The organism is Burkholderia sp. MSMB1498 (assembly GCF_001526245.1).
In the GTDB taxonomy this organism is placed as follows: Bacteria; Pseudomonadota; Gammaproteobacteria; order Burkholderiales; family Burkholderiaceae; genus Burkholderia; species Burkholderia savannae.
In genome coordinates this window covers 15,065-35,293 of the sequence record NZ_LOYJ01000071.1, presented here as the reverse complement: position 1 = coordinate 35,293, position 20,229 = coordinate 15,065, and the positions used below count along the sequence as shown (strand labels likewise).

The 20,229-nt window shown below is 71.0% G+C and carries 17 protein-coding genes; 6 read left to right on the top strand and 11 right to left on the bottom strand.

From position 1 onward, the window contains the following. Positions 1 to 323: 323 nt before the first annotated feature. The 3 genes from WS91_RS15855 to mdlC all read right to left on the bottom strand — a co-directional run bounded on the left by WS91_RS15855 (position 324) and on the right by mdlC (position 4,416). Entirely contained in the window at positions 324 to 1,256 is a 933-nt protein-coding gene (locus WS91_RS15855; RefSeq protein ID WP_038750877.1) for a ketopantoate reductase family protein, read from the bottom strand. Positions 1,257 to 1,268: 12 nt separating this feature from the next. Continuing rightward, positions 1,269 to 2,720, bottom strand: a complete 1,452-nt coding sequence (locus tag WS91_RS15850) for an aldehyde dehydrogenase (RefSeq protein ID WP_038750879.1) — start codon at positions 2,718 to 2,720, stop codon at positions 1,269 to 1,271. A 76-nt stretch (positions 2,721 to 2,796) separates the two neighbouring features. Next, on the bottom strand, positions 2,797 to 4,416 hold the full coding sequence (gene mdlC, locus WS91_RS15845) for a benzoylformate decarboxylase (RefSeq protein WP_059670583.1): 1,620 nt from the start codon (positions 4,414 to 4,416) through the stop codon (positions 2,797 to 2,799). Positions 4,417 to 4,519: 103 nt separating this feature from the next. Here mdlC and WS91_RS15840 point away from each other — a divergent pair, with 103 nt between their 5' ends. The 4 genes from WS91_RS15840 to WS91_RS15825 all read left to right on the top strand — a co-directional run bounded on the left by WS91_RS15840 (position 4,520) and on the right by WS91_RS15825 (position 9,624). Next, positions 4,520 to 5,431, top strand: coding sequence for a LysR family transcriptional regulator (locus WS91_RS15840; protein WP_059670579.1), 912 nt, complete (start codon positions 4,520 to 4,522; stop codon positions 5,429 to 5,431). Between the two features lie 138 nt (positions 5,432 to 5,569). Next, a complete protein-coding gene (gene dalD / locus WS91_RS15835) occupies positions 5,570 to 7,012 on the top strand; it encodes a D-arabinitol 4-dehydrogenase (RefSeq protein WP_082758213.1) in 1,443 nt (480 codons plus the stop codon). A 95-nt stretch (positions 7,013 to 7,107) separates the two neighbouring features. Beyond that, entirely contained in the window at positions 7,108 to 8,589 is a 1,482-nt protein-coding gene (gene xylB, locus WS91_RS15830) for a xylulokinase (protein WP_059581368.1), read from the top strand. A gap of 87 nt (positions 8,590 to 8,676) precedes the next feature. Beyond that, the gene (locus WS91_RS15825) at positions 8,677 to 9,624 is read left to right on the top strand and encodes a sugar-binding transcriptional regulator (protein WP_059670577.1); all 948 of its coding nucleotides are present in this window, start codon (positions 8,677 to 8,679) and stop codon (positions 9,622 to 9,624) included. A 40-nt stretch (positions 9,625 to 9,664) separates the two neighbouring features. On the opposite strand, the gene WS91_RS15820 is transcribed toward WS91_RS15825, so the two are convergent. Both WS91_RS15820 and WS91_RS15815 read right to left on the bottom strand, forming a co-directional pair. Then, positions 9,665 to 10,876 carry an MFS transporter gene (locus WS91_RS15820; protein ID WP_059670582.1) on the bottom strand — a complete coding sequence of 404 codons (1,212 nt, stop codon included), beginning with the start codon at positions 10,874 to 10,876 and terminating at the stop codon, positions 9,665 to 9,667. Next, entirely contained in the window at positions 10,873 to 12,084 is a 1,212-nt protein-coding gene (locus tag WS91_RS15815; protein ID WP_059581366.1) for a serine hydrolase domain-containing protein, read from the bottom strand. The genes WS91_RS15820 and WS91_RS15815 overlap by 4 nt, the downstream gene beginning before the upstream one ends. 116 nt (positions 12,085 to 12,200) lie before the next feature. Here WS91_RS15815 and WS91_RS15810 point away from each other — a divergent pair, with 116 nt between their 5' ends. After that, a complete protein-coding gene (locus WS91_RS15810; protein ID WP_038750831.1) occupies positions 12,201 to 13,085 on the top strand; it encodes a LysR family transcriptional regulator in 885 nt (294 codons plus the stop codon). Here WS91_RS15810 and WS91_RS36865 read toward each other — a convergent pair. After that, positions 13,060 to 13,389 carry a hypothetical protein gene (locus WS91_RS36865; RefSeq protein WP_059670576.1) on the bottom strand — a complete coding sequence of 110 codons (330 nt, stop codon included), beginning with the start codon at positions 13,387 to 13,389 and terminating at the stop codon, positions 13,060 to 13,062. The two genes, WS91_RS15810 and WS91_RS36865, sit on opposite strands and share 26 nt — an antisense overlap. A gap of 204 nt (positions 13,390 to 13,593) precedes the next feature. Between WS91_RS36865 and WS91_RS15800 the strand changes: the two genes are divergently transcribed. Further along, positions 13,594 to 14,886: a haloacid dehalogenase-like hydrolase gene (locus WS91_RS15800; protein ID WP_059581356.1), complete on the top strand. Its 1,293-nt coding sequence runs from the start codon at positions 13,594 to 13,596 to the stop codon at positions 14,884 to 14,886. A gap of 173 nt (positions 14,887 to 15,059) precedes the next feature. Here the strand turns inward: WS91_RS15800 and WS91_RS15795 are convergent, their stop codons facing one another. The 5 genes from WS91_RS15795 to WS91_RS15775 all read right to left on the bottom strand — a co-directional run bounded on the left by WS91_RS15795 (position 15,060) and on the right by WS91_RS15775 (position 20,188). Continuing rightward, positions 15,060 to 16,172 carry an ABC transporter ATP-binding protein gene (locus WS91_RS15795; RefSeq protein ID WP_038750840.1) on the bottom strand — a complete coding sequence of 371 codons (1,113 nt, stop codon included), beginning with the start codon at positions 16,170 to 16,172 and terminating at the stop codon, positions 15,060 to 15,062. Positions 16,173 to 16,232: 60 nt separating this feature from the next. Beyond that, the gene (locus WS91_RS15790) at positions 16,233 to 16,931 is read right to left on the bottom strand and encodes an HAD family hydrolase (RefSeq protein WP_038750842.1); all 699 of its coding nucleotides are present in this window, start codon (positions 16,929 to 16,931) and stop codon (positions 16,233 to 16,235) included. Beyond that, positions 16,928 to 17,806, bottom strand: a complete 879-nt coding sequence (locus WS91_RS15785; RefSeq protein ID WP_059581348.1) for a carbohydrate ABC transporter permease — start codon at positions 17,804 to 17,806, stop codon at positions 16,928 to 16,930. The genes WS91_RS15790 and WS91_RS15785 overlap by 4 nt, the downstream gene beginning before the upstream one ends. Continuing rightward, entirely contained in the window at positions 17,803 to 18,747 is a 945-nt protein-coding gene (locus WS91_RS15780) for a carbohydrate ABC transporter permease (RefSeq protein ID WP_038750846.1), read from the bottom strand. Before WS91_RS15780 ends, WS91_RS15785 begins: the two co-directional genes overlap by 4 nt. Before the next feature lie 112 nt (positions 18,748 to 18,859). Beyond that, entirely contained in the window at positions 18,860 to 20,188 is a 1,329-nt protein-coding gene (locus WS91_RS15775; RefSeq protein WP_059581344.1) for an ABC transporter substrate-binding protein, read from the bottom strand. Positions 20,189 to 20,229 lie beyond the last annotated feature (41 nt).

The following is a 20,229-nucleotide window of genomic DNA, read 5'->3' as shown; positions in this document are numbered from 1 at the left end:
GCGCGGCTGGCATGCCGCCGCGGCGCGGCCGTCGAACGTCGAACGGCAAGCGCATCGCAGCGGCGCGCATCGATCCGCCAGACGAATGCGCGCGATGCAGGCTCGGGCGGACGACGCGTGCGGGAAGCGTCGCCTCGGCCGCGCGATCGATCGATGCCGCGGGCCGCGCGGCCCGCGCGGCCCGTCGTGACGCCGCAGGCACGCGCATTCCGCGCGTGCATCGCCGCATCGTCGTCACGCCCTCGCCATGTCACCGCCGACGCGCGATCTCCGTTCCGTCTCCTCGCGTCCGCGCCGTCACGCCCGCTCCGTCGCCCGCCGCGTCATCCGATCCGCGCGTCGATCAGCCTGACGAGCCGCAGCAGCGTCTGCGCATGCGGCGTCGCGACGCCTAGCTCGCGCGCGGCCGCGACCACCGCGCCGTTGATCGATTCGATCTCGGTGCGCCGCCCCGCGAGCACGTCCTGCAGCATCGACGGCCGGTGCCCCGAATGTTCGCGGATCGCATGCAGCACGTTCTCGCGCATCCTGCGCTCGTCGACGCCGATGCCCTTCGCGCGAGCGACCGCCGCCACCTCCGCGACGATCGCGAGCGCGAGCGCCGGCCCGTCCTCGCGTGCGCCGAGCTCGTCGACCGTGCAGCGCGTGAGCGCGCACAGCGTGTTGAGCGCCGCGTTGAAGCCGACCTTCTCCCAGATCGTCGTCCACACGCCGGCATCGACCGCGCAGTTCAGTCCGGCGCGTTCGAGCGCGTCGGCGCACGCCTGCACGATCGGGCGCATCGCGCCGTCCGCGCTCATCAGCCGGGTCCAGCCGGCGCCATGCGAGCGCACGTGCGCGGGCCCGACGAGATCGGCCGGCCACGTCGTCACGCCGACGAGAATTCGGTCGAGCGGCACGCATTCGGCGAGCGCCTCGACGTTGCCGAGCCCGTTCTGCAGCGTCAGCAAGAACGTTTGCGGGCCGAGCAGCGCGCGCACACCCGCGAGCGCCGCGCGCGTGTGCAGCGTCTTCGTGAACACGATCAGCAGCTCGGGCGGCGCGTCGGCGCCCGCCTGCACGTCGTCCGGCCGCAGCGCGGCGAGCCGCGCGACGCGCCGCTCGCCGCGATCGGTGTCGAGCCGCAGCCCGTCGCGCGCGATCGCGTCGACGTGCGCGGCATTCACGTCGACGAGCGTCACGTCGTGCCCGCCTTGCGCGAGCAGGCCGCCGAACAGCGAGCCCATCGCGCCCGCGCCGAGAATCGCGATCTTCATCGTCGTCATCGCTCAGAACGGATAGCGGCGCGGCGCCGTCTGCACGGTGATCCAGCGCAGATCGGTGAATTCGGCGATGCCCGCCTTGCCGCCGAAATGGCCGAAGCCGCTTTCCTTCACGCCGCCGAACGGCATCTGCGCTTCGTCGTGGACGGTCGGCCCGTTCACGTGGCAGATGCCCGATTCGATGCGCGCGGCGACGCGCATCGCGCGCGCGACGTCGCGGCTGAACACCGCCGACGACAGGCCGAACGCGTTGTCGTTCGCGCACGCGATCGCCGCTTCCTCACCCGCCACGCGCACGATGCCCTTCACCGGGCCGAACGATTCGTCTTCATAGATCCGCATCGCCGGGCTCACGCGGTCGACGAGCGTCGCGGGCATCAGCGTGCTCGCCGCCTTGCCGCCGCAGAGCAGCACCGCGCCTTTCGCGAGCGCGTCGTCGATGAGCGCGTTGCAGCGCTCGACGGTGCGCATGTCGATGACCGAGCCGAGCACGACGGGCCCGTTGCGCGGGTCGCCCAACGGCAGCGACGCGGCCTTGTCGGCGAGCTTCGCGACGAACGCGTCGGCGATCCGCTCGTCGACGATGATCCGCTCGGTCGACATGCAGATCTGCCCGGAATTCGCGAACGCGCCGAACGCGGCCGCCGCGACGGCCGCGTCGAGATCGGCGTCGTCGAGCACGACGAACGGCGCCTTGCCGCCGAGCTCGAGCACGGCGGGTTTCAGATACTGCGCGCAGCGCTCGGCGATGATTCGGCCCACGCGCGTCGAGCCCGTGAAGTTCACGCGCCGCACGGCCGGGTGCGCGATCATCGCGTCGACGATCGCGCCGGCGTCGGCGGGCGCGTTCGTCACGAAGTTCACGACGCCGCGCGGCAGCCCCGCTTCCTGCAGCGCATCGACGATGAGCCCGTGCGTGGCCGGACACAGCTCCGAGCCCTTCAGCACGACGGTGTTGCCGCACGCGAGCGGCAGCGCGATCGCGCGCACGCCGAGGATCACGGGCGCGTTCCACGGCGCGATGCCGAGCACGACGCCCGCCGGCTGACGCATGCCCATCGCGAGCGAGCCCGGCACGTCGGATGGAATCAGCTCGCCGCCGATCTGCGTCGTGAGCGCGGCCGCTTCGATCAGGCCGTTCGCGGCGAGCTGCACGTTGAACTGCGCCCAGATCGCCGACGCGCCCGTCTCGGCCGCCATCGCGGCGACGAACGCGTCGCGCTTCGCTTCGAGCGCGGCGGCCGCCTTCAGGAGCAGCGCGCGGCGCTCGGTCGGGCCGAGCGCGGCCCACGGCGCGAATGCGGCCGACGCGGCGTCGACGGCCGCGCGCGCATCGTCGACGGTCGCGGCGCTCGCGCGCGTCGCGATTTCGCCGTCGAGCGGATTGCGGCGCTCGAACGTCGCGCCGCCCGTGGCCGAGCGGCGCTCGCCGCCGATCAGCATCGAGATGTCCTGCATGCGTGTGTTCTCCTTCTGAATGCGTTCGGATGCTTCGTGATGCTCGGGAATGCGGCCGCGCGACAAACCGCGCGCGTCACGCGATCTCGACGTCGACGACGACGGGCGCGGGCGACGCGAGCGCGCGTTCGAGCACGTCGCGCAGGCGCGCGGCGTCGCGCACGCGCACGCCGTCGCAGCCCATGCCCTGCGCGAGCGCCACGAAATCGAGATCGGGCAGCGCCGTGCCCTGCACCGGCTCGCCGTCGCGAAAGCCGAACACGGGCGCGAAATCCTGCAATGCCGCATAGCGCGCGTTGTTCAGGATCACGAACGTGACCGGCAGCTTCAGATGCGCGGCGCTCCAGAGCGCCTGGATCGAATAGAGGCTCGATCCGTCGCCGATCAGCGCGATCACGCGCCGCCCCGGCGAGCCGAGCGCGACGCCGACCGCGGCCGGCATGCCGTAGCCGAGGCCGCCGCTGTCCATCGTGTAGAACGTGTCGCGGCGCGTGAACGGCAGATGCCGCTGCATCGCCGTGCGCGCGCTCGGCGCTTCCTCGACGACGACGTCGCCGGCGTCGCGCACGTCGGCGAGCGTTTGCAGCGCGAACGCGGCGGACATCCGCTCGCCCGGCACGCCCGGGCCGACGCGCTCGCGCGGCGCCAGCGGCGCGGGCATCGGCCGCGCGCGCGGCGCGGGACGCGCGAGCAGATCGCGCGCGGCGAGCCGCAGATTGCCGACGACCGCGTCGCCGACGGGCGTCCACGCGGCCACCGACGGATCGTCGACGAGCTGATGAAGCGTCGCGCCTTCGGGCACGTGCGGACCAAAGCCTTCGATGTGGTACGTGAACGCGGGCGCGCCGAACGCGAGAATGAAATCGTGGCCCGCGAGCCGCTCGACGATCCGCTCGCGAATCGGCGGCAGGAAGCCCGCAAAGAGCGAATGATCCTCGGGAAAGCTGCAGCGCCCCGACATCGGCGCGACGTACACGCGCGCGCGATGCCGCTCGGCGAGCCGCACCGCGTCGTCCCATGCACCCGCGCGCGCAACCGCCGCGCCGATCACGAACGCCGGGCGCTCGCTCGCGTCGAGCGCGTCGGCCAAGCGCGCGAGCGCGTCGGGCGCGGGCCGCACTTCGCTGCTCACCGCGCGCGCGGGCACGGGCTCGGCGGCGCGGTCCCAATCGTCGGCCGGAATCGACACGAACACGGGCCCGCGCGGCTCCTGCATCGCGACGTGATACGCGCGCGCGATCGCGGCGGGCACGTCCTCGGCGCGCGCGGGCTCGATGCTCCATTTGACGTACGGCTTCGGCAGCTCGGCCGCCTGCACGGATGCGAGAAACGGATCGAACGGCAGGATCGAGCGCGCCTGCTGGCCGGCCGTGACGACGAGCGGCGTCTTGTTCTTGTACGCGGTGAAGAGCACGCCCATCGCGTTGCCCACGCCCGCCGCCGAATGCAGATTGACGACGGCCGCGTTGCCGCTCGCCTGCGCGTAGCCGTCGGCCATCCCGACCGCGACCGCCTCGTGCAGGCCGAGCACGTATTCGAAATCGTCGGGAAAATTGCGGAACATCGGCAGCTCGGTGGAGCCGGGGTTGCCGAACACCTTGCGGATGCCGAACCGGCGCAGCAGATCGATTACGGCGTCGCGAACCGTGTACCGCGCGTGCGCCGGCGCGTCGGCGCGAAGATCGGGGGGCGTCATGCGGGCGTGTCTCCTCATCGTCGTCATCATCGGTTTCCACAGTATCGGCGGCACGCACATTCCTCGATACTGTATTTTCTGCAATAAGCCATTACGCGAGAGCATGACTTTCGACCTGCGCCAACTGCGCGCCTTCACGACGATCGCCGCGAGCGGCAGCCTCGGCCGCGCGGCCGACGCGCTGCACGTCACGCAGCCCGCGTTGAGCCGCATCCTGAAGCGGCTCGAGGACCAGATCGGCGCGCCGCTCTTCGAGCGTCACTCGAAGGGCGTGCAGCTCACCGCGATCGGCGAGGCGCTGCTGCCGCACGCGACGCTGCTGCAGCACGAGGCGCGGCACGCGCGCGAGGAAATCGACGCGCTGCGCGGGCTCGCGAAGGGCACGATCAAGGTGGGCGCGGTCGGCAGCATCGCGAGCCTCGTGCTGCCCGTGGCGATCGGGCGCGTGCTCGACCGCTGGCCGAACCTGCGCGTCGAGATCGTCGAGGGCGTGTGGGACCGGCTCGTCGACGCGCTCCTCAAGCACGAGATCGACGTCGCGTTGAGCACGCGCGTGCCGGACACCGACGACATCGTCGGTATCCCCGAATGCCGATGGGACGACGTGAGCCACGTCGTCGCCGCGCCCGACCATCCGCTGCGCGCCGCGCCCGCGCCGCTCACGCTCGCCGACACGCGCGCCGCGCGCTGGGCGATCCCGCCGCGCGGCACCGCGCCGTACGAGCAGATGCGCGCGGCGTTCGACGCGCAGGGGCTCGCGCCGCCCGACATCGCGGTCGAGACCCGCTCGGTGACCGCGCTCAAGAGCCTCGTCGCGCACGCGGGCTTCCTGAGCTGGATGGCCGAGCCGATGTACCGCGCGGAGCGCCGCGCGCACACGATCGACACGCTCGCCGTCGAAGGCGTCGCCGCGACCCGCACGCTGACCGCGTTCCGCCGCCGCCACGGCATCCTGCCCGGCCCGGCCGCGAAGCTGCTCGAGCAGCTCGCGCTGCTGACCCGCCAGCCGTTCTGACACTGTCGCGCCGGCGCGTCGCCGCCGCGCGCGTCGAGCGCGTCGTGCGCGGATTGGCGCGCCGCAGCATCGAAACCCCGCTCGATCGCCTTGACTTTCGCCCATCTCGATACGATCATTCGCTCACATTAAGAGCAAATGATCTATATGCGATTCGGCGGGCGCCAGCCGGCCGTCAGGAGACACGGGATGAGCAGTCCGTCCAACGCCGCGCCGGCGATCTTGCATATCGGCGTCGGCTCGTTTCACCGCGCGCATCAGGCGTGGTATCTGCATCGCGTCAACGAAGCGTCGCCGGCGCACGAACGGTGGCCGCTCGTCGTCGGCGACATCCGCGACGACATGCGCGCGACCCGCGAGGCGCTCGCCGCGCAGCACGGCGTCTACACGCTCGAAACGGTCACGCCGCAGGGCGAGCGCGCGTACGAGACGATCCGCTCGATCGCGCGCGTGCTGCCGTGGTCGATCGATCTCGCGGCGCTCGTCGACGCGGGCGCCGATCCGGCCTGCAGGATCGTGTCGTTCACGGTGACGGAAGGCGGCTACTACCTCGACGAGCACGACCGGCTCGACGCGTCGAACCCCGATCTCGCGGCCGACCTGCAAGGCGCGCGGCTCACGATCTACGGCGCGCTCGCGGCGCTCCTCGCCGAGCGCGTCGCGCGCGGCGCGGGCCCCGTCACGCTGCTGAGCTGCGACAACCTGCGCAGCAACGGCGCGCGCTTTGCCGCGGGCATGCGCGAATTCCTGTCGCGGCGCGGGCTCGCCGATCTGCTCGCGTGGTTCGACGCGAACGCCGCGTGCCCGAGCTCGATGGTCGACCGCATCACGCCGCGCCCGACGCCCGACGTGCGCGAGCGCGTGCTCGCGGCCACGGGCGTCGACGACGCGTGCCCGGTGATGGGCGAGGCGTTCATCCAGTGGGTGATCGAAGACCGCTTCGCGGCCGGCCGCCCGGCGTGGGAGAAAGCGGGCGCGGAGCTCGTCGGCGACGTCCATCCGTACGAGGAAGCGAAGATTCGCATCCTGAACGCGACGCACAGCTGCATCGCGTGGGCGGGCACGCTCGCGGGCTACGCCTACATCCACGAAGGCACGCACGACGCCGGCATCCGCCGCTTCGCGCACGCGTACGTGACCAACGACGTGATCCCGCGCCTCGCGCCGAGCCCGCTCGATCTCGCGCGCTACCGCGACGTCGTGCTCGAACGCTTCGGCAATCCGCACGTGCGCGACACGAACCAGCGCGTCGCCGCCGACGGCTTCTCGAAGATCCCCGGCTTCATCGCGCCGACGCTCGCCGAATCGATCGCGCGCGGCGTCGAGCCGGTGTCGACCGCGGTGCTGCCCGCCCTCTTCCTGCGCTTTCTGCAGCGCTGGGCGCAAGGCGCGCTGCCGTTCGCGTATCAGGACAGCGTGATGGACGCCGAGGTCGCGCGCGCGATCGCGGGCGCGGAGGACCCCGTCGCCGCGCTCGCCGCGCAACGCGCGCTGTGGGGAACGCTCGCCGGCGCGCCCGCGCTCGAGCGCGCGCTGCGCGCGGGCCTCGCGCGCGTCGACGCGTGGCTCGCGAGCCGCTGATCGGCCGCGCGCGTCACTCGGGTCAAATCGCCATTGGCACGGCGGCGAGCGCGCGGCTAAAGTAGCGGCTTCCTGTCGACGCACCGTTTTCGCCCATGTATCTCGGTATCGATCTCGGCACTTCCGAAGTGAAGGTGCTGCTGCTTTCGCCCGACGGCGTCGTCATCGGCACCGCGGGCACGCCGTTTACCGTCGAGCGCGCGCATCCGCGCTGGGCCGAGCAGCATCCGGACGACTGGTGGACGGGCACGCTCGCCGCGCTCGCCGCATTGCGCGCGCAGCATCCGCGCGCGTTCGCCGACGTGCGCGGGATCGGCCTGTCCGGCCAGATGCACGGCGCGGTGCTGCTCGATCGCGACGACCGCGTGCTGCGCCCCGCGATCCTGTGGAACGACATGCGCAGCGCAGACGAATGCGCGCAGCTCGACGCGCGCGCGCCCGATCTTCACGCGATCGCCGGCAACCTCGCGATGCCGGGCTTCACCGCGCCGAAGCTGCTGTGGGTCGCGCGGCACGAGCCCGACGTATTCCGCGAGATCGCGTGCGTGCTGATGCCGAAGGATTATCTGCGCCTGAAGCTCACGGGCGCGAAGGTGTCCGACCCGTCCGACGCGGCGGGCACGCTATGGCTCGACGCCGCCAAGCGCGACTGGTCCGACGCGCTCCTCGCCGCGGGCGGCATGGCGCGCGCGCAGATGCCGAGGATCGTCGAAGGCAACGCGCCGTCCGGCACGCTGCGCGCGGACGTCGCGCGCGAGCTCGGGCTCGCCGCAACGGTCGTCGTCGCGGGCGGCGGCGGCGACAACGCGACGAGCGCGCTCGGCATCGGCGCGACTCAGCCGGGCGACGGCTTCGTGTCGCTCGGCACGTCGGGCGTGCTGAGCGTCGTCGGCGACCGCTTCCGGCCGAACCCCGCCTCGGCCGTCCACGCGTTCTGCCACGCGATTCCGGACCGCTGGCAGCAGATGAGCGTCGTGCTGTCGGCGGCGAGCTGCCTGCGCTGGGTCTGCAAGCTCACGTCGACCGACGAGCCGGCGCTCCTCGCCGAAATCGCCGCGCTCGCGCCCGCCGCGTGCGAGAACGCGCCGATCTTCCTGCCCTATCTGTCCGGCGAGCGCACGCCGCACAACGATCCGTACGCGCAAGGCGTGTTCTTCGGGATGACGCACGGCACCGATCGCGCGCTGCTCGGCCATGCCGTGCTCGAAGGCGTGACGCTCGCGCTCGCCGACGGCTTCGACGCGCTGATCGCGGGCGGCACGCAGACCGACGCGCTGTCGCTGATCGGCGGCGGCGCGAGAAGCGCGTACTGGGCGCAGCTGATCGCCGACGCGCTCGGCGTGCGCACGCGCCGGCACGGCGGCGGCGAGACGGGCGCGGCGCTCGGCGCGGCGCGGCTCGGCTGGCTCGCGGTCGGCGGCGACGCGCGCGACGTGCTGACGAAGCCGCCGCTGCACGACGAGTTCGCGCCGCACCCGGCCCGCCACGCGGCGCTGCGCGAGCGGCTCGACGCGTTCCGCGCGCTGTATCGCCACGTGCGGCCGCTGTTCGAGCCGTCGCGCGAGCGGCTCGCTTGAGCGCGGTGCGCTAAAGTGCGAATTTTCCCGGCGCCCGACAGCCCGCCTCGCGCCCGTCGCGCGCGCCCGACCTGAGATTGCCCTACCGTGTCCAAGTCCTCCGAAAAACTCGATCTCGCGACGCGCGCCGCCTGGCTCTACTACGTCGCGGGCGACACGCAGAACGAAATCGCCGAGAAGCTGCAGGTGTCGCGCCCCGTCGCGCAGCGCCTCGTCGCGTTCGCGGTCGAGAAAAACCTGATTCGCGTGCGCGTCGACCACCGCGTCGCCGATTGCCTCGATCTCGCCGCGCAGCTGTCGAAGCGCTACGGCCTCGCGATGTGCGAAGTCGTGCCGATCGACGGCGACGCGCCCGACGCGATCGACCGCAAGCTCGCCGTCGCGGGCGCGCAGGTGATGGAGCGCTATCTGAACGAAGACAAGCCGATGGTGATCGCGGTGAGCAGCGGCCGCACGCTGAAGGCCGCGGTCGCGCAGATCGCGCAGCTCGAGCGGCCGCAGCACCGGCTCGTGTCGATGGTGGGCGCGATCGCGCAGGACGGCTCGTCGAACCCGTACGACGTCGCTCAGCACATCTCCGAGAAGACGGGCGGCAAGCACTTCCTGTTGCCCGCGCCGCTCTTCGCCGACAGCGAGGCCGAGCGCGCGCAGTGGTGCAATCACCGGCTGTACCGGATCGTCGAGAAGCTCTCGGCGGAGGCGGACGTCGCGTTCGTCGGCGTCGGCAACATCGGCGCGCACTGCCCGCTGTACGAGGACGGCTTCATCACCGAGCAAGAGCTCAACGAGATGGTCGAGCTCGGCGCGGTGGCCGAGATGCTCGGCCTGCCGATCGACGCGCAGGGCCGGCCGACCGTCGCGTCGACGAGCACGCGCGTGACGAGCGTTGCGCTCGACGCGCCGCCGAAGCGGCCGACGATCGGCTTCGCGGGCGGGCCGCGCAAGCGCGCCGCGGTGCTCGCCGCGCTGCGCGGCGGCTGGCTGTCGGGGCTCGTGACCGACGAGACTTGCGCGCGGGCCGCGCTCGCGGAATAACCGCGCCGGCCGGGCTCGCGCCGCGCGCGCATTCCGCCCGTCACGACGCGCGGGCCGCCGGAAAACCGTGCCGGCGCGCACGCCACGCGCCGACCCACGCGGGCACGAGTAGCGCGACGAGCGCCCACGGCATCGCGCGCGCGCCGAACCGCTCGAGCAGCACGCCGCCCGCGACGCCTCCGCCCGCGATCGCGAGATTCCAGACCGTGACGATCATCGATTGGGCGACGTCGGCCGCGTCGCCCGCCGCGTTCGCCGACGCGGTCTGGAAGATCGTCGCCGCGCCGCCGAACGTGAGCCCCCACGCGGCGACGCCCGCATAGACGACGGCGGGCGATTCGCTCGCCGCGCCGAGCAGCGCCGACGCGAGCGCGAACAGCGCGATGCTCGCGAGCGCGAGCCGCCGCAGCCCGTTGCCGATCCACACGCCGGTCAGGCCGATTCCGACGAACGACGCCGCGCCGAACACGAACAACGCCGCATCGATCCGCGCGCCCATCCGCGCGCTCGCGAGAAACGGCGCGATGTACGTGTAGAGAATGTTGTGCGCGAGCACATACGCGAACATCACCGACAACACGGGCAGCACGCCCGGCACCGCCAGCACGCGGCCGACCGGCAGCCGCCCGCCCGACGGCTGCCCCGGCGCATCGGGCAGGCTCGCGCACACCCACGCGATCAGCGCGAGCGTGAGCGCCGTCACGCCGGCGAACGTCGCGCGCCAGCCGAGCGCCGCGCCGAGCGTCGTGCCGAGCGGAATCCCGATCGACATCGCAATGGGCGCGCCGAGCATCGCGATCGCGATCGCGCGGCCGCGCAGCCGCTCGTCCACCATCCGGCTCGCGTAGCCCGCGAGCAGCGCCCACAGGAGCCCCGCCGCGACGCCGGCGACGAAGCGCGCGACGAGCACGAACGCGTAATGCGGCGACGCCGCCGTCGCCGTGTTCGCGACGACGAAGCCCGCGAGCGCGATGAGCAGGAGCGGCCGCCTGCGCATGCCGCGTGTGATCGCGACGAGCGGAATCGCCGCGACGATCGAGCCGATCGCGTAGACGGTGACGAGCTGGCCGACGAGCGCCTCCGACACGCGCAGGTCGCGGCCCATCAGCGGCAGCAGCCCGGCGGGCAGCGCCTCGGTCACGATCGTGATGAAGCCCGCCGTCGCGAGCGCGAGCAGGCCGGCGAGCGGCAGGCGCGCCGCCGCGCGCGACGGCCGCGCGAACGCGACGGATTGCGTCGTGCAGTCGCTCATGCCGCACGCTCCCGCGCGGCGCAAACCGCGCCGTACACCGCGTCGCGCACATCGGCGACGAAGCGTCCCGACATGCCCTCGTAGGCGGTATTGGTGAGCGCCACGACGCTCAAGCCGGCCGCGCGGTCGACGAACCACGCGTGACCATACGCGCCGCCCCAGCGCCACGTGCCGGCGGATTCCGGCGATTGCGCGGCGACCGGGTCGCGCAGCACCGAAAATCCGAGCCCGAAGCCGAAGCCGGGCGCCGTCGGCAGATCGGCCGCGCCCGGCTGGATGCGCGCCATGTCGTCGATCCGCGCGGCGGGCAGCCAGCCGTCGCCGCCGGTGCGCAACGCCTCGAGCAGCGCGAGGACATCGGACGCCGTGCCGACCATCCCGCCGCCGCCCGATGCGAACGCATGCGGATCGAGCGCGCGGGCGGGCGCGAAGCGGATGCCGACGGTGTCGGGAAACGGCGGCGCGATTTCGAGCGACGCCATGCGCCGGGGCTCGCCGGGCGTAGCGACGCCCGACGCAGCGACGCCCGACGCGTCGACATACGGCGTTGCAAGCCGCGCCGCGTCGTGCGCGTAAAAGCGCGTGTCGACCATGCCGAGCGGGGTCGTCACGAGCGCCGCCACCGCGTCCTCGAGCGGCATGTCGCACGCGGCTTCGACGAGCGCGCCGAGCACGTCGGTCGCGACCGAATACGCCCATGACGCGCCCGGCTCGAACTGCAGCGGCACGCTCGCGATGCGGCGCAGATTCTCGGCGAGCGAAATGCCGGCGAGATCCATGCCGTCCGACACGCCGGCGCGCGCATACGGGCCGTGCGCGTGCGCTTCGAGAAAACGGTAGCCGAGGCCCGCCGTATGCGACAGCAGATGTCGCGCCGTGATGCGCGCCGGGCGCCCGTCCGCCAGCGGCGGCGTGAACCCGGGCAGCCAGCGCGTGACGCTCGCGTCGAGATCGAGCTTGCCCGCCGCGACGGCGCGCATCGCCGCCGCCGACACGATCGGCTTCGAAACCGACGCGAGCCGGAACAGCGCGTCTTCGCGCATCGGCGCGCCGGCCTCGCGATCGGCCAATCCCGCCGCGCGCCGATACGCGAGCTCGCCGCGCCGCGCGACGAGCACGACGGCGCCGACGACGCGCCGCTCGGTCAGTGCGGCGTCGATGGCCGCGTCGAGCCGCCCGCCGAGCCCGGACAACGATGAAAGGGACATGGCGCTTCCTCATGCAGTGGATGAAGCGCTCATGGTAGGCAGCCGGCGAATGAAGAAAAACTAGGATAGAGTTCCTGACACTGCGGACATCGATGTCCGCAATCGGGAGCGATCGAATGGAGAGTCTGAGCGGGTTCGTCGTGTTCGTGCAGGTCGCGGAGACTCGCAGCTTCGTCGCGGCGGCCCGCGCGCTGGGCGTATCCGCATCGGCCGTCGGCAAGCGGATCGCGCGGCTCGAAGCGCGGCTGAACGTGCGGCTCTTTCATCGCAGCACGCGCAGCATCGCGCTGACGGCCGAGGGCGCGCGCTTTCTCGAGCGGTGCCGGCGCGTGCTCGCGGAAATCGAGCAAGCCGAGCAGGAGCTGTCGCGCAGCGCGCACGCGCCGAGCGGCCGGCTGCGCGTGAGCCTGCCCGCGATCAGCGCGCCCGTGCTGCCCGTGCTCGCCGACTTCATGGCGGCCTACCCGGACATCCTGCTCGACCTCGATTTCACCGATCGGCTCGTCGACGTGATCGACGAAGGCTTCGACGCGGTCGTGCGCGGCGGCGAGCCGCGCGATTCGCGGCTGTCGTCGCGGCTGCTCGGCACGTACAAGCAGGTCATCGTCGGCTCGCCCGATTATTTCGCGCGTCACGGCGCGCCGGACACGCCCGCCGATCTCGCGCGCCACGCATGCCTCCACTATCGCTTTCCGAGCAGCGGCAAGCTGGAGCGCTGGCCGCTGCGGCCCGCGCCCGGCGACGCCGACGTCGAGCTGCCGACGTCGATGATCTGCAACAACGTCGAGACGCGCGTGTGCTTCGCGTTGCGCGGGCGCGGCATTGCATGCGTGCCGGAATTCGCCGTGCGCGACGAGCTCGCGAGCGGCCGGCTGCGCACGGCGCTCGACGCATACGTCGAGCGCTCGCAGTCGTTCTACGTGCTATGGCCGTCGGGGCGGCACGCTTCGCCGAAGCTGCGCGCGTTCGTCGATTTCATCGCCGGGCGCATGTTCGCGTAGGCCAGGCGCGCGCGTTGTCCGCACGTCGTCGATCGGCCCGCACGGGACGAGCAACGGATTTCCCGCGGCGCGGCCGGCCGCCGGCCGCGAGCGAATGGAGACGCGCCGGCCGCGCGCGATCGGATGGCTCGCGCCCGTGCTCGTGCTCGTACTCGGCGCGGCCGATGCCGATGCCGATGCCGATGCCGATGCCGATGCCGATGCCGATGCGGATGCGGATGCGGATGCGGATGCCGATGCCGATGCTAGCGCTGGTGCCGATGCCGGGCCAATGCCGGTGCCGATACCGCCCGCACGTCGACACATATCCACGGATTTCCCCGAACCGGCCGCGCGAAGCCGCGCGCGCCGCCGCCCCGGTCGCATTTCGACACATGGATGTCCGATTTTGTCGGGCGATTCGTTTTATGGGCAACGATGCTGAGCGGCACCCGCCTGTTCCGGCGGCTCAGCGGGCGGCCGCGCAACCCGCCCGGCTTCGGCGTGCGAATCCCCTTCGGAGAACTCGATGAAAACAGGACGTCGACACTTCGTGCGCTCGGTCGCGAGCGCCTCGGCCGCGCTCGCGGCCGCCGCATGGTCCCCCGCGCGCGCCGCATCCGACGCGCCCGCGGCCCCGCTCTCGCTCACACCGGGCCGCTGGTCGCCGAACAACGTCGCGCGGCTGCGCGCGGTGCTCGCCGAGCACGGCTCGACGGGCGCGCGCTACCGCGCCGACCGCCGCCCGTACGCGGTGTTCGACTGGGACAACACGAGCATCATGAACGACTGCGAAGAGGCGTTGCTGATGCACCAGATCGACGGGCTGCATTACCGGCTCACGCCCGAGCAGTTCTCCGCGATCCTGCGCCAGGGCGTGCCCGACGGCCCGTTCGATGCGAAGCTCGGCTACACGACGGTCGACGGCAAGCCGGTGCGCATGGAGGACATCGCCGCCGACGTCGACGCCGACTATCGCTGGCTGCACGCGAACTACCGGGGCCTCGCCGGCGACAAGCCGCTCGACGAGATCCGCCGCAGCGAGCAGTTCAAGGATTTCCGCGCGAAGCTGTACTTCATGTACGACGCGATCTGCGACACGTATCCCGTCGAGATCGGCTACAAGTGGATCATGTACTGGTACGCGGGCATGACGCGCGACGAACTGCAGACGATGGCGTTCGACAGCAACGTCGCGAATCTCGGCGACGCGCTGCGCAAAGTCACGTACGAGAGCTCGCGCGTGCTGCCGGGCCGAGCGGGCGTCATCGCCGCGACGCACTTCCACGGCATCCGCATCCACGAGGAAATTCGCGCGGTGATGGACACGCTGCGCTCGAACGGCATCGACGTGTACGTCAGCACCGCGTCGCTCGACGACGTCGTGCGCGTGTTCGCGGGCCACCCGGCGTTCGGCTACGGCGTGCCCGCCGAGAACGTGATCGGCATGCGGCTCGTGACGGCCGACGGCAAGTACGTGAACGAATACCTGCCGGACTGGCATTTCAACTACGGGCCGGGCAAGACGGTCGGCATTCGCCGCGAACTGCAGGCGAAGAAGGGCTACGGGCCGCTTCTCGTGTTCGGCGACAGCGACGGCGACGCATGGATGCTGCGCGACTTCGACGATACCGCCGTCGGCGTGATCGTCAACCGGATGAAGAAAGGCGAGATCGGCCTCGACAGCCGCAAGGCGGCCGAGCAGATCGGCGCGAAGAACGCGCGGCTCGTGCTGCAAGGGCGCGACGAGAACACCGGGCTGATGGTCGCCGACGAGCGCTCGATCAAGTACGGCAAACGCGATCCCAAGCTGCTCGCGTGATCGCGACGGCGCGCGGGCGGCGTCGCGTCGCGCGCATCGCGCACGCGGCCTGGCTCGCTCGCGTGCGCTTCGGCCGGCGTGAAAGGCGGCGCCGAGCCCGACGCATCGCATCACGTCACGTCACGTCACGTCACGTCACGTCACGAACCAGCATGTGCGCCTTCGCCGTCGCGTCAAGCCGCCAGCGCGCGCTTCGGCTTGCGCTCGAGCGCGCGCCCGTCTGCGTCGAACAGATGGCAATGCTCGGGCTGTGCGCCGACGCGCAGCATCTCGCCCGCGCGATGCGTGTCGAGCGGCGGAATGCGCGCGATCAACCCGTCCGGCGCAACCGCCGACTCCGCGTACAGATACGCGGCGTCGCCGAGCGATTCGACGGCCATCGTCCGAGCGACGATGCCGTCGCCGCCCGCGACGCCGACCTGCAGATGCTCGGGCCGAATGCCGACCGTCACGCGCTCGCCAGCGCGCAGCCTCGCCGCATCGACGCCGACGCGCTGCGTCTCGCCCGTCGCGAAGCGCACGAGCGCGCCGTCGGCCGATGCCGATTCGATCGCGCCCGCGAGAAAGTTCATCTTCGGCGAGCCGATGAAGCCGGCGACGAACTGGTTCGCCGGCGCGTGATACAGCGCGTTCGGCGTGCCGACCTGCTGCACGCTGCCCGCCGACAGCACGACGATCTTGTCGGCGAGCGTCATCGCCTCGACCTGATCATGCGTCACGTAGATCATCGTCGTCTTCAGCTCGTCGTGCAGCCGCGCGAACTCGAGCCGCATCTTCACGCGCAGCGCCGCGTCGAGGTTCGACAGCGGCTCGTCGAACAGGAACACCTTCGGCTTTCTCGTGATCGCGCGGCCGATCGCGACGCGCTGCCGCTGCCCGCCCGAGAGCTGCTTGGGCTTCCTGTCGAGCAGATGATCGATGTGCAGGATCTTCGCGGCCTGCTTCACCGCGTCGTCGATCTCCTGCTTCTTCGCGCCCGCGAGCTTCAGGCCGAACGCCATGTTGTCGTAGAGCGTCATGTGCGGATAGAGCGCGTACGACTGGAACACCATCGCGATGCCGCGCTTCGCGCTCGGCGCGTCGTTGACCTTCGCGCCGTCGATCAGCAGATCGCCGCTCGTGATGTCCTCGAGCCCGGCGATCATCCGCATCAGCGTGGATTTTCCGCAGCCGCTCGGCCCGACGAACACGACGAACTCGCCGTCCGCGATGTCGAGGTTCACGTTGCGCAGCACTTCGTTGTCGTCGTAGCGCTTGCCGATGTTGCGCAGGAGCACGCTTGCCATGATTTGTCTCCGTTCAGTTGTGCGGCCGCGCGGCGCGCCATGCGCGCGCGGCACGATCGTTCAATGCGGCTCGACCGCGCCCGTCTCGACCCACTGCGCGACGAGTCCGGGCAGCTCGCGCATGTCGTCGAACACGCGCCGCGCGCCGATGCCGCGCAGCGCGCACACATGCGACGGCGACGCGTGGCCGCCGCCGACGAAGCCGAGCACCGTCATGCCGGCCGCCGATGCGGCCGTCACGCCCGTCGCGCTGTCCTCGACGACGAGGCATCGCGACGGCGCGACGCCGAGCGTGTGCGCGGCGGCCAGATAAACGTCGGGCGCGGGCTTCGGCCGCGCGACGCCGTCCGCGCAGAAGATTCGTTCGCCGAAGAAACGCTTGAGGCCCGTGCGTCGCAGCGCGGCGTCGACGTAATGCCGGCGGCTGTTGCTCGCGCACGCGATCGTCAGATCGATTCGCGCGAGCGCCGCGTCGATGCCGTCGACGACGGGCGCCTCGACGGCCGCCGCCTCGACGCTGCGCCGAATCGCTTCGACATCCGAATCGGCGAGCGCGCGGCCCGCGCGCGCGCTCGCGCTGTCGAGCACGCGCTCCGTGCGCAGGCCGAGGAGCGGCATCACGATCGGCCGCACCGCGACGCCCGGCCAGCGCGCCTCGAGCTCGCGCACGAGCACGTCGGCCGCGATCGCCTCGCTGTCGATCAGCACGCCGTCGCAATCGCAGACGAGCGCGCGCGCGCCGCTCGCATGCGCCGTCATTTGACCGCCCCGAACGTGAGGCCGCGCACGAGCTGCTTCTGCGACAGCCAGCCGACGACGAGAATCGGCGCGACGGCGAGCAGCGACGCCGCCGACAGCTTCGCCCAGAAGAGCCCTTCGGGGCTCGAGTACGACGCGATGAACACCGTGAGCGGCGCGGCGTTCGAGCTCGACAGGTTGATGCTCCAGAATGCTTCGTTCCACGACAGGATCACGAGCAGCAGCGCGGTCGACGCGAGGCCGGGCAGCGCCATCGGCATCAGCAGATAGACGATTTCCTGCCACGTCGACGCGCCGTCGATGCGCCCCGCCTCGAGGATGTCCTTCGGGATCTCGTTGAAATACGTGAACGTCATCCACACCGCGATCGGCAGATTGATCAGCGTGTAGACGATCACGAGCCCGGACACGGTGTCGAGCAGGCCCGCGTTCTTCCACATCAGATAGATCGGCACGAGCACGCCGACGGACGGCATCATCTTCGTCGACAGCATCCACAGCAGCACTTTCTGCGTGCGCTTGGCCGGAAAGAACGCCATCGCGTACGCGGCGGGCACGGCGAGCAGCAGGCAGATCACCGTGACGCCCGCCGAGATCAGCACCGAGTTCCACGCGAACGCGAAATAGTTGCTGCGCGCGAATACCTCGCGGAAGCTGTCGAGCGTCGGCACGAAGAAGAGCGCGGACGAATACGCCTGCTGCTCGGTCTTGAACGCGGTGATCGCCATCCAGAAGATCGGAAAGAACAGCGCGAGCGCGACGAGCCATGCGAGCACGCCCGGCAGCGCGCGCTTCGCGGCGCCGAGCGCGGCGGGCAGCCCGCCGCCCGCGCCGCGCGACGCGCCGTGTGTGGTCGATGCGGTCAGATCGCTCATGCTTCGTACTCCCCTTTCAGATTCCGCGCGAGCATTCTCACGAGGAAGAACGACACGACGTTCGCGAGCACGACGGCGAGAATGCCGCCCGCCGACGCGAGCCCGACGTCGAACTGCTGCAGGCCGAGCGCGTAGATCAGGTACGACAGGTTCGTCGTCGCGTCGCCCGGGCCGCCGCCCGTCGTCGTGTAGATTTCCGCGAAGATCGACAGCAGGAAGATCGTCTCCATCATCACGACGACCGCGATCGCGCGCTTCAGGTGCGGCAGCGTGATGTAGAAGAACATCGCGATCGGGCCCGCGCCGTCGATCCGCGCGGCCTCCTTCTGCTCCTGGTCGAGCGACTGGATCGCGGTGAACAGAATCAGGAACGCGAACGGCAGCCACTGCCACGCGACGATCATCACGATCGACGCGAGCGGATACTGCGCGAACCAGTCGATCGGCTGCATGCCGAGCGCGCGCATCGCGCGCGCGACGAGCCCGTACACCGGATGCAGGATCATGTTCTTCCAGATGAGCGCCGACACCGTCGGCATCACGAAGAACGGCGCGATCGCGAACAGGCGCGCGACGCCCTGCCCGTAAAACTTGCGATCGAACAGCACCGCCATCAGCACGCCGCCCGCGACCGTGATCGCGAGCACCGAGCCGATCAGCGCGAGCGTGTGCCAGATCGCCGGCAAGAACGACGGATCGGTTGCGAGGAAGCGGTAGTTGTCGAGGCCGGCGAAACCCTTGACGTCGGGATTCAGCAGGTTGTAGCGCGTGAGCGAGAACCAGATCGTCATCGCGAGCGGAATCGCCATCCACAGGAACAGCACGGCGACGGACGGCGTCACGAGCCAGCGCGCCGGCTTGCCGCGCGCGCGCTCGTCGGCGGCGGGCCCCGCATCGCCGAGCGGCGCCGAGTGAGCGAGAGGAAGACGTAAGTGACGCATGATCGGAACCACCTCTTTCGATGCGCGGGCGAGCGCACCGCCGCGCGCCCGCGTTGCTGCGATGCCGTGCGCGCCGCGCCCGCGAGGAGCGCCACGCCGCGCGCGCGGCGCTTCACTTCCGATAGCCGGCCTGGCGCACCGCGCGATCCGCCGCGGCTTGTCCCGCCGCGAGCGCCTGGTCGACGCTCATCTGCCCCGCCACCGCGCCCGCGATCGCCTGGCCGACGACGGTGCCGAACGACTGGAATTCAGGAATCCCGACATACTGCACGCCCGTGTACGGCACCTTCTTCAGCGACGGATCGTTCGGATCGGCGGTCTGGATCGCCTTCAGCACGAAGTCGGAGAACGGCGCGGCGGCCTTGTACTCGGCGCGCTGATACGTCGACTGGCGCGTGCCGGGCGGCACCGACGCCCAGCCCTCGTCCTTGCCGGCCATTTCGACGTATTGCTTCGACGTCGCCCACGCGATGAACTTCTTCGCCGCGTCCTGCTGCTTCGATGTCTTCGGGATCGCGAGCGCCCACGCCCACAGCCAGTGCGAGCCCTTCGGCGTGACGGCCACGGGCGCCGCCGCGAAGCCGATCTTGTCCGCCACCTGCGATTGCTGCCTGTTGTACAGCATGCCCGCCGCGACCGTCGCGTCGATCCACATCGCGCACTTGCCCGACGCGGTGAGCGTCAGGTTCTCGTTGAAGCCGTTCGAGCTCGCGCCGGGCGGCCCGTTCTTCTTCAGCAGATTCACGTAGAAGTTGATCGCCTTCTTCCACTCGGGCGACGTGAGCTGCGCGTTCCAGTTCTCGTCGAACCAGCGGCCGCCGAACGTGTTGACGACCGTCGACACGTACGCCATGTTCTCGCCCCAGCCCGCCTTGCCGCGCAGGCAGATTCCGTACGTGCCGCTCGCGCGGTCGGTGAGCTTGTCGGCGAATTCGGCGATCTGGTCGTAGGTCGGCTGCTCGGGCATCTTCAGGCCCTTCGCCGCGAACAGGTCCTTGCGGTAGAACGTCATCGAGCTCTCGACGTAGAACGGCAACGCATACAGTTGGCCGTTGTACGACAGCGAGTCGCGCGCCGTCTTGATCACGTCGTTCAGATCGTAATCGGCGGAGAGGTTCGTCATCGGCGCGAGCCAGCCGCGCTTGCCCCACTGCGGCGCTTCGTACGTGCCGATCGCCATCACGTCGAACTGGCCGCTGCCCGTCGTGATGTCCGTCGTCGCGCGCTGGCGCAGCACGTTCTCCTCGAGGATCACCCAGTTGAGCCGGATGTCCGGGTTCGCCTTCTCGAACGCGGACGAGAGCTTCTTCAGCTCGATCATGTCCGGGTTATTGAGCGTCGCGATCGTCAGCGTCGCCGCGTGCGCGGCGAGCGCCGACGACGCGAGCGCGGCGCCGGCGGCAACGCGTGCGGCGGCGGCGATGAACGGCTTTCGTTGCATGGCATGTCTCCTGTTTTGATTTCGTGTTGCCGCCTGTCGGG

What these genes read in the sequence shown, in the direction of transcription:
- WS91_RS15785 (WP_059581348.1), bottom strand. Translation starts at nt 17,806, where the DNA reads ATGAGCGATCTGACCGCATCGACCACACACGGCGCGTCGCGCGGCGCG.
- WS91_RS15775 (WP_059581344.1), bottom strand. Translation starts at nt 20,188, where the DNA reads ATGCAACGAAAGCCGTTCATCGCCGCCGCCGCACGCGTTGCCGCCGGC.
- WS91_RS15840 (WP_059670579.1), top strand. Translation starts at nt 4,520, where the DNA reads ATGACTTTCGACCTGCGCCAACTGCGCGCCTTCACGACGATCGCCGCG.
- WS91_RS15795 (WP_038750840.1), bottom strand. Translation starts at nt 16,172, where the DNA reads ATGGCAAGCGTGCTCCTGCGCAACATCGGCAAGCGCTACGACGACAAC.
- WS91_RS15815 (WP_059581366.1), bottom strand. Translation starts at nt 12,084, where the DNA reads ATGTCCCTTTCATCGTTGTCCGGGCTCGGCGGGCGGCTCGACGCGGCC.
- xylB (WP_059581368.1), top strand. Translation starts at nt 7,108, where the DNA reads ATGTATCTCGGTATCGATCTCGGCACTTCCGAAGTGAAGGTGCTGCTG.
- WS91_RS15850 (WP_038750879.1), bottom strand. Translation starts at nt 2,720, where the DNA reads ATGCAGGACATCTCGATGCTGATCGGCGGCGAGCGCCGCTCGGCCACG.
- mdlC (WP_059670583.1), bottom strand. Translation starts at nt 4,416, where the DNA reads ATGACGCCCCCCGATCTTCGCGCCGACGCGCCGGCGCACGCGCGGTAC.
- dalD (WP_082758213.1), top strand. Translation starts at nt 5,570, where the DNA reads ATGATCTATATGCGATTCGGCGGGCGCCAGCCGGCCGTCAGGAGACAC.
- WS91_RS15780 (WP_038750846.1), bottom strand. Translation starts at nt 18,747, where the DNA reads ATGCGTCACTTACGTCTTCCTCTCGCTCACTCGGCGCCGCTCGGCGAT.
- WS91_RS15800 (WP_059581356.1), top strand. Translation starts at nt 13,594, where the DNA reads ATGAAAACAGGACGTCGACACTTCGTGCGCTCGGTCGCGAGCGCCTCG.
- WS91_RS15810 (WP_038750831.1), top strand. Translation starts at nt 12,201, where the DNA reads ATGGAGAGTCTGAGCGGGTTCGTCGTGTTCGTGCAGGTCGCGGAGACT.
- WS91_RS15855 (WP_038750877.1), bottom strand. Translation starts at nt 1,256, where the DNA reads ATGAAGATCGCGATTCTCGGCGCGGGCGCGATGGGCTCGCTGTTCGGC.
- WS91_RS15820 (WP_059670582.1), bottom strand. Translation starts at nt 10,876, where the DNA reads ATGAGCGACTGCACGACGCAATCCGTCGCGTTCGCGCGGCCGTCGCGC.
- WS91_RS15790 (WP_038750842.1), bottom strand. Translation starts at nt 16,931, where the DNA reads ATGACGGCGCATGCGAGCGGCGCGCGCGCGCTCGTCTGCGATTGCGAC.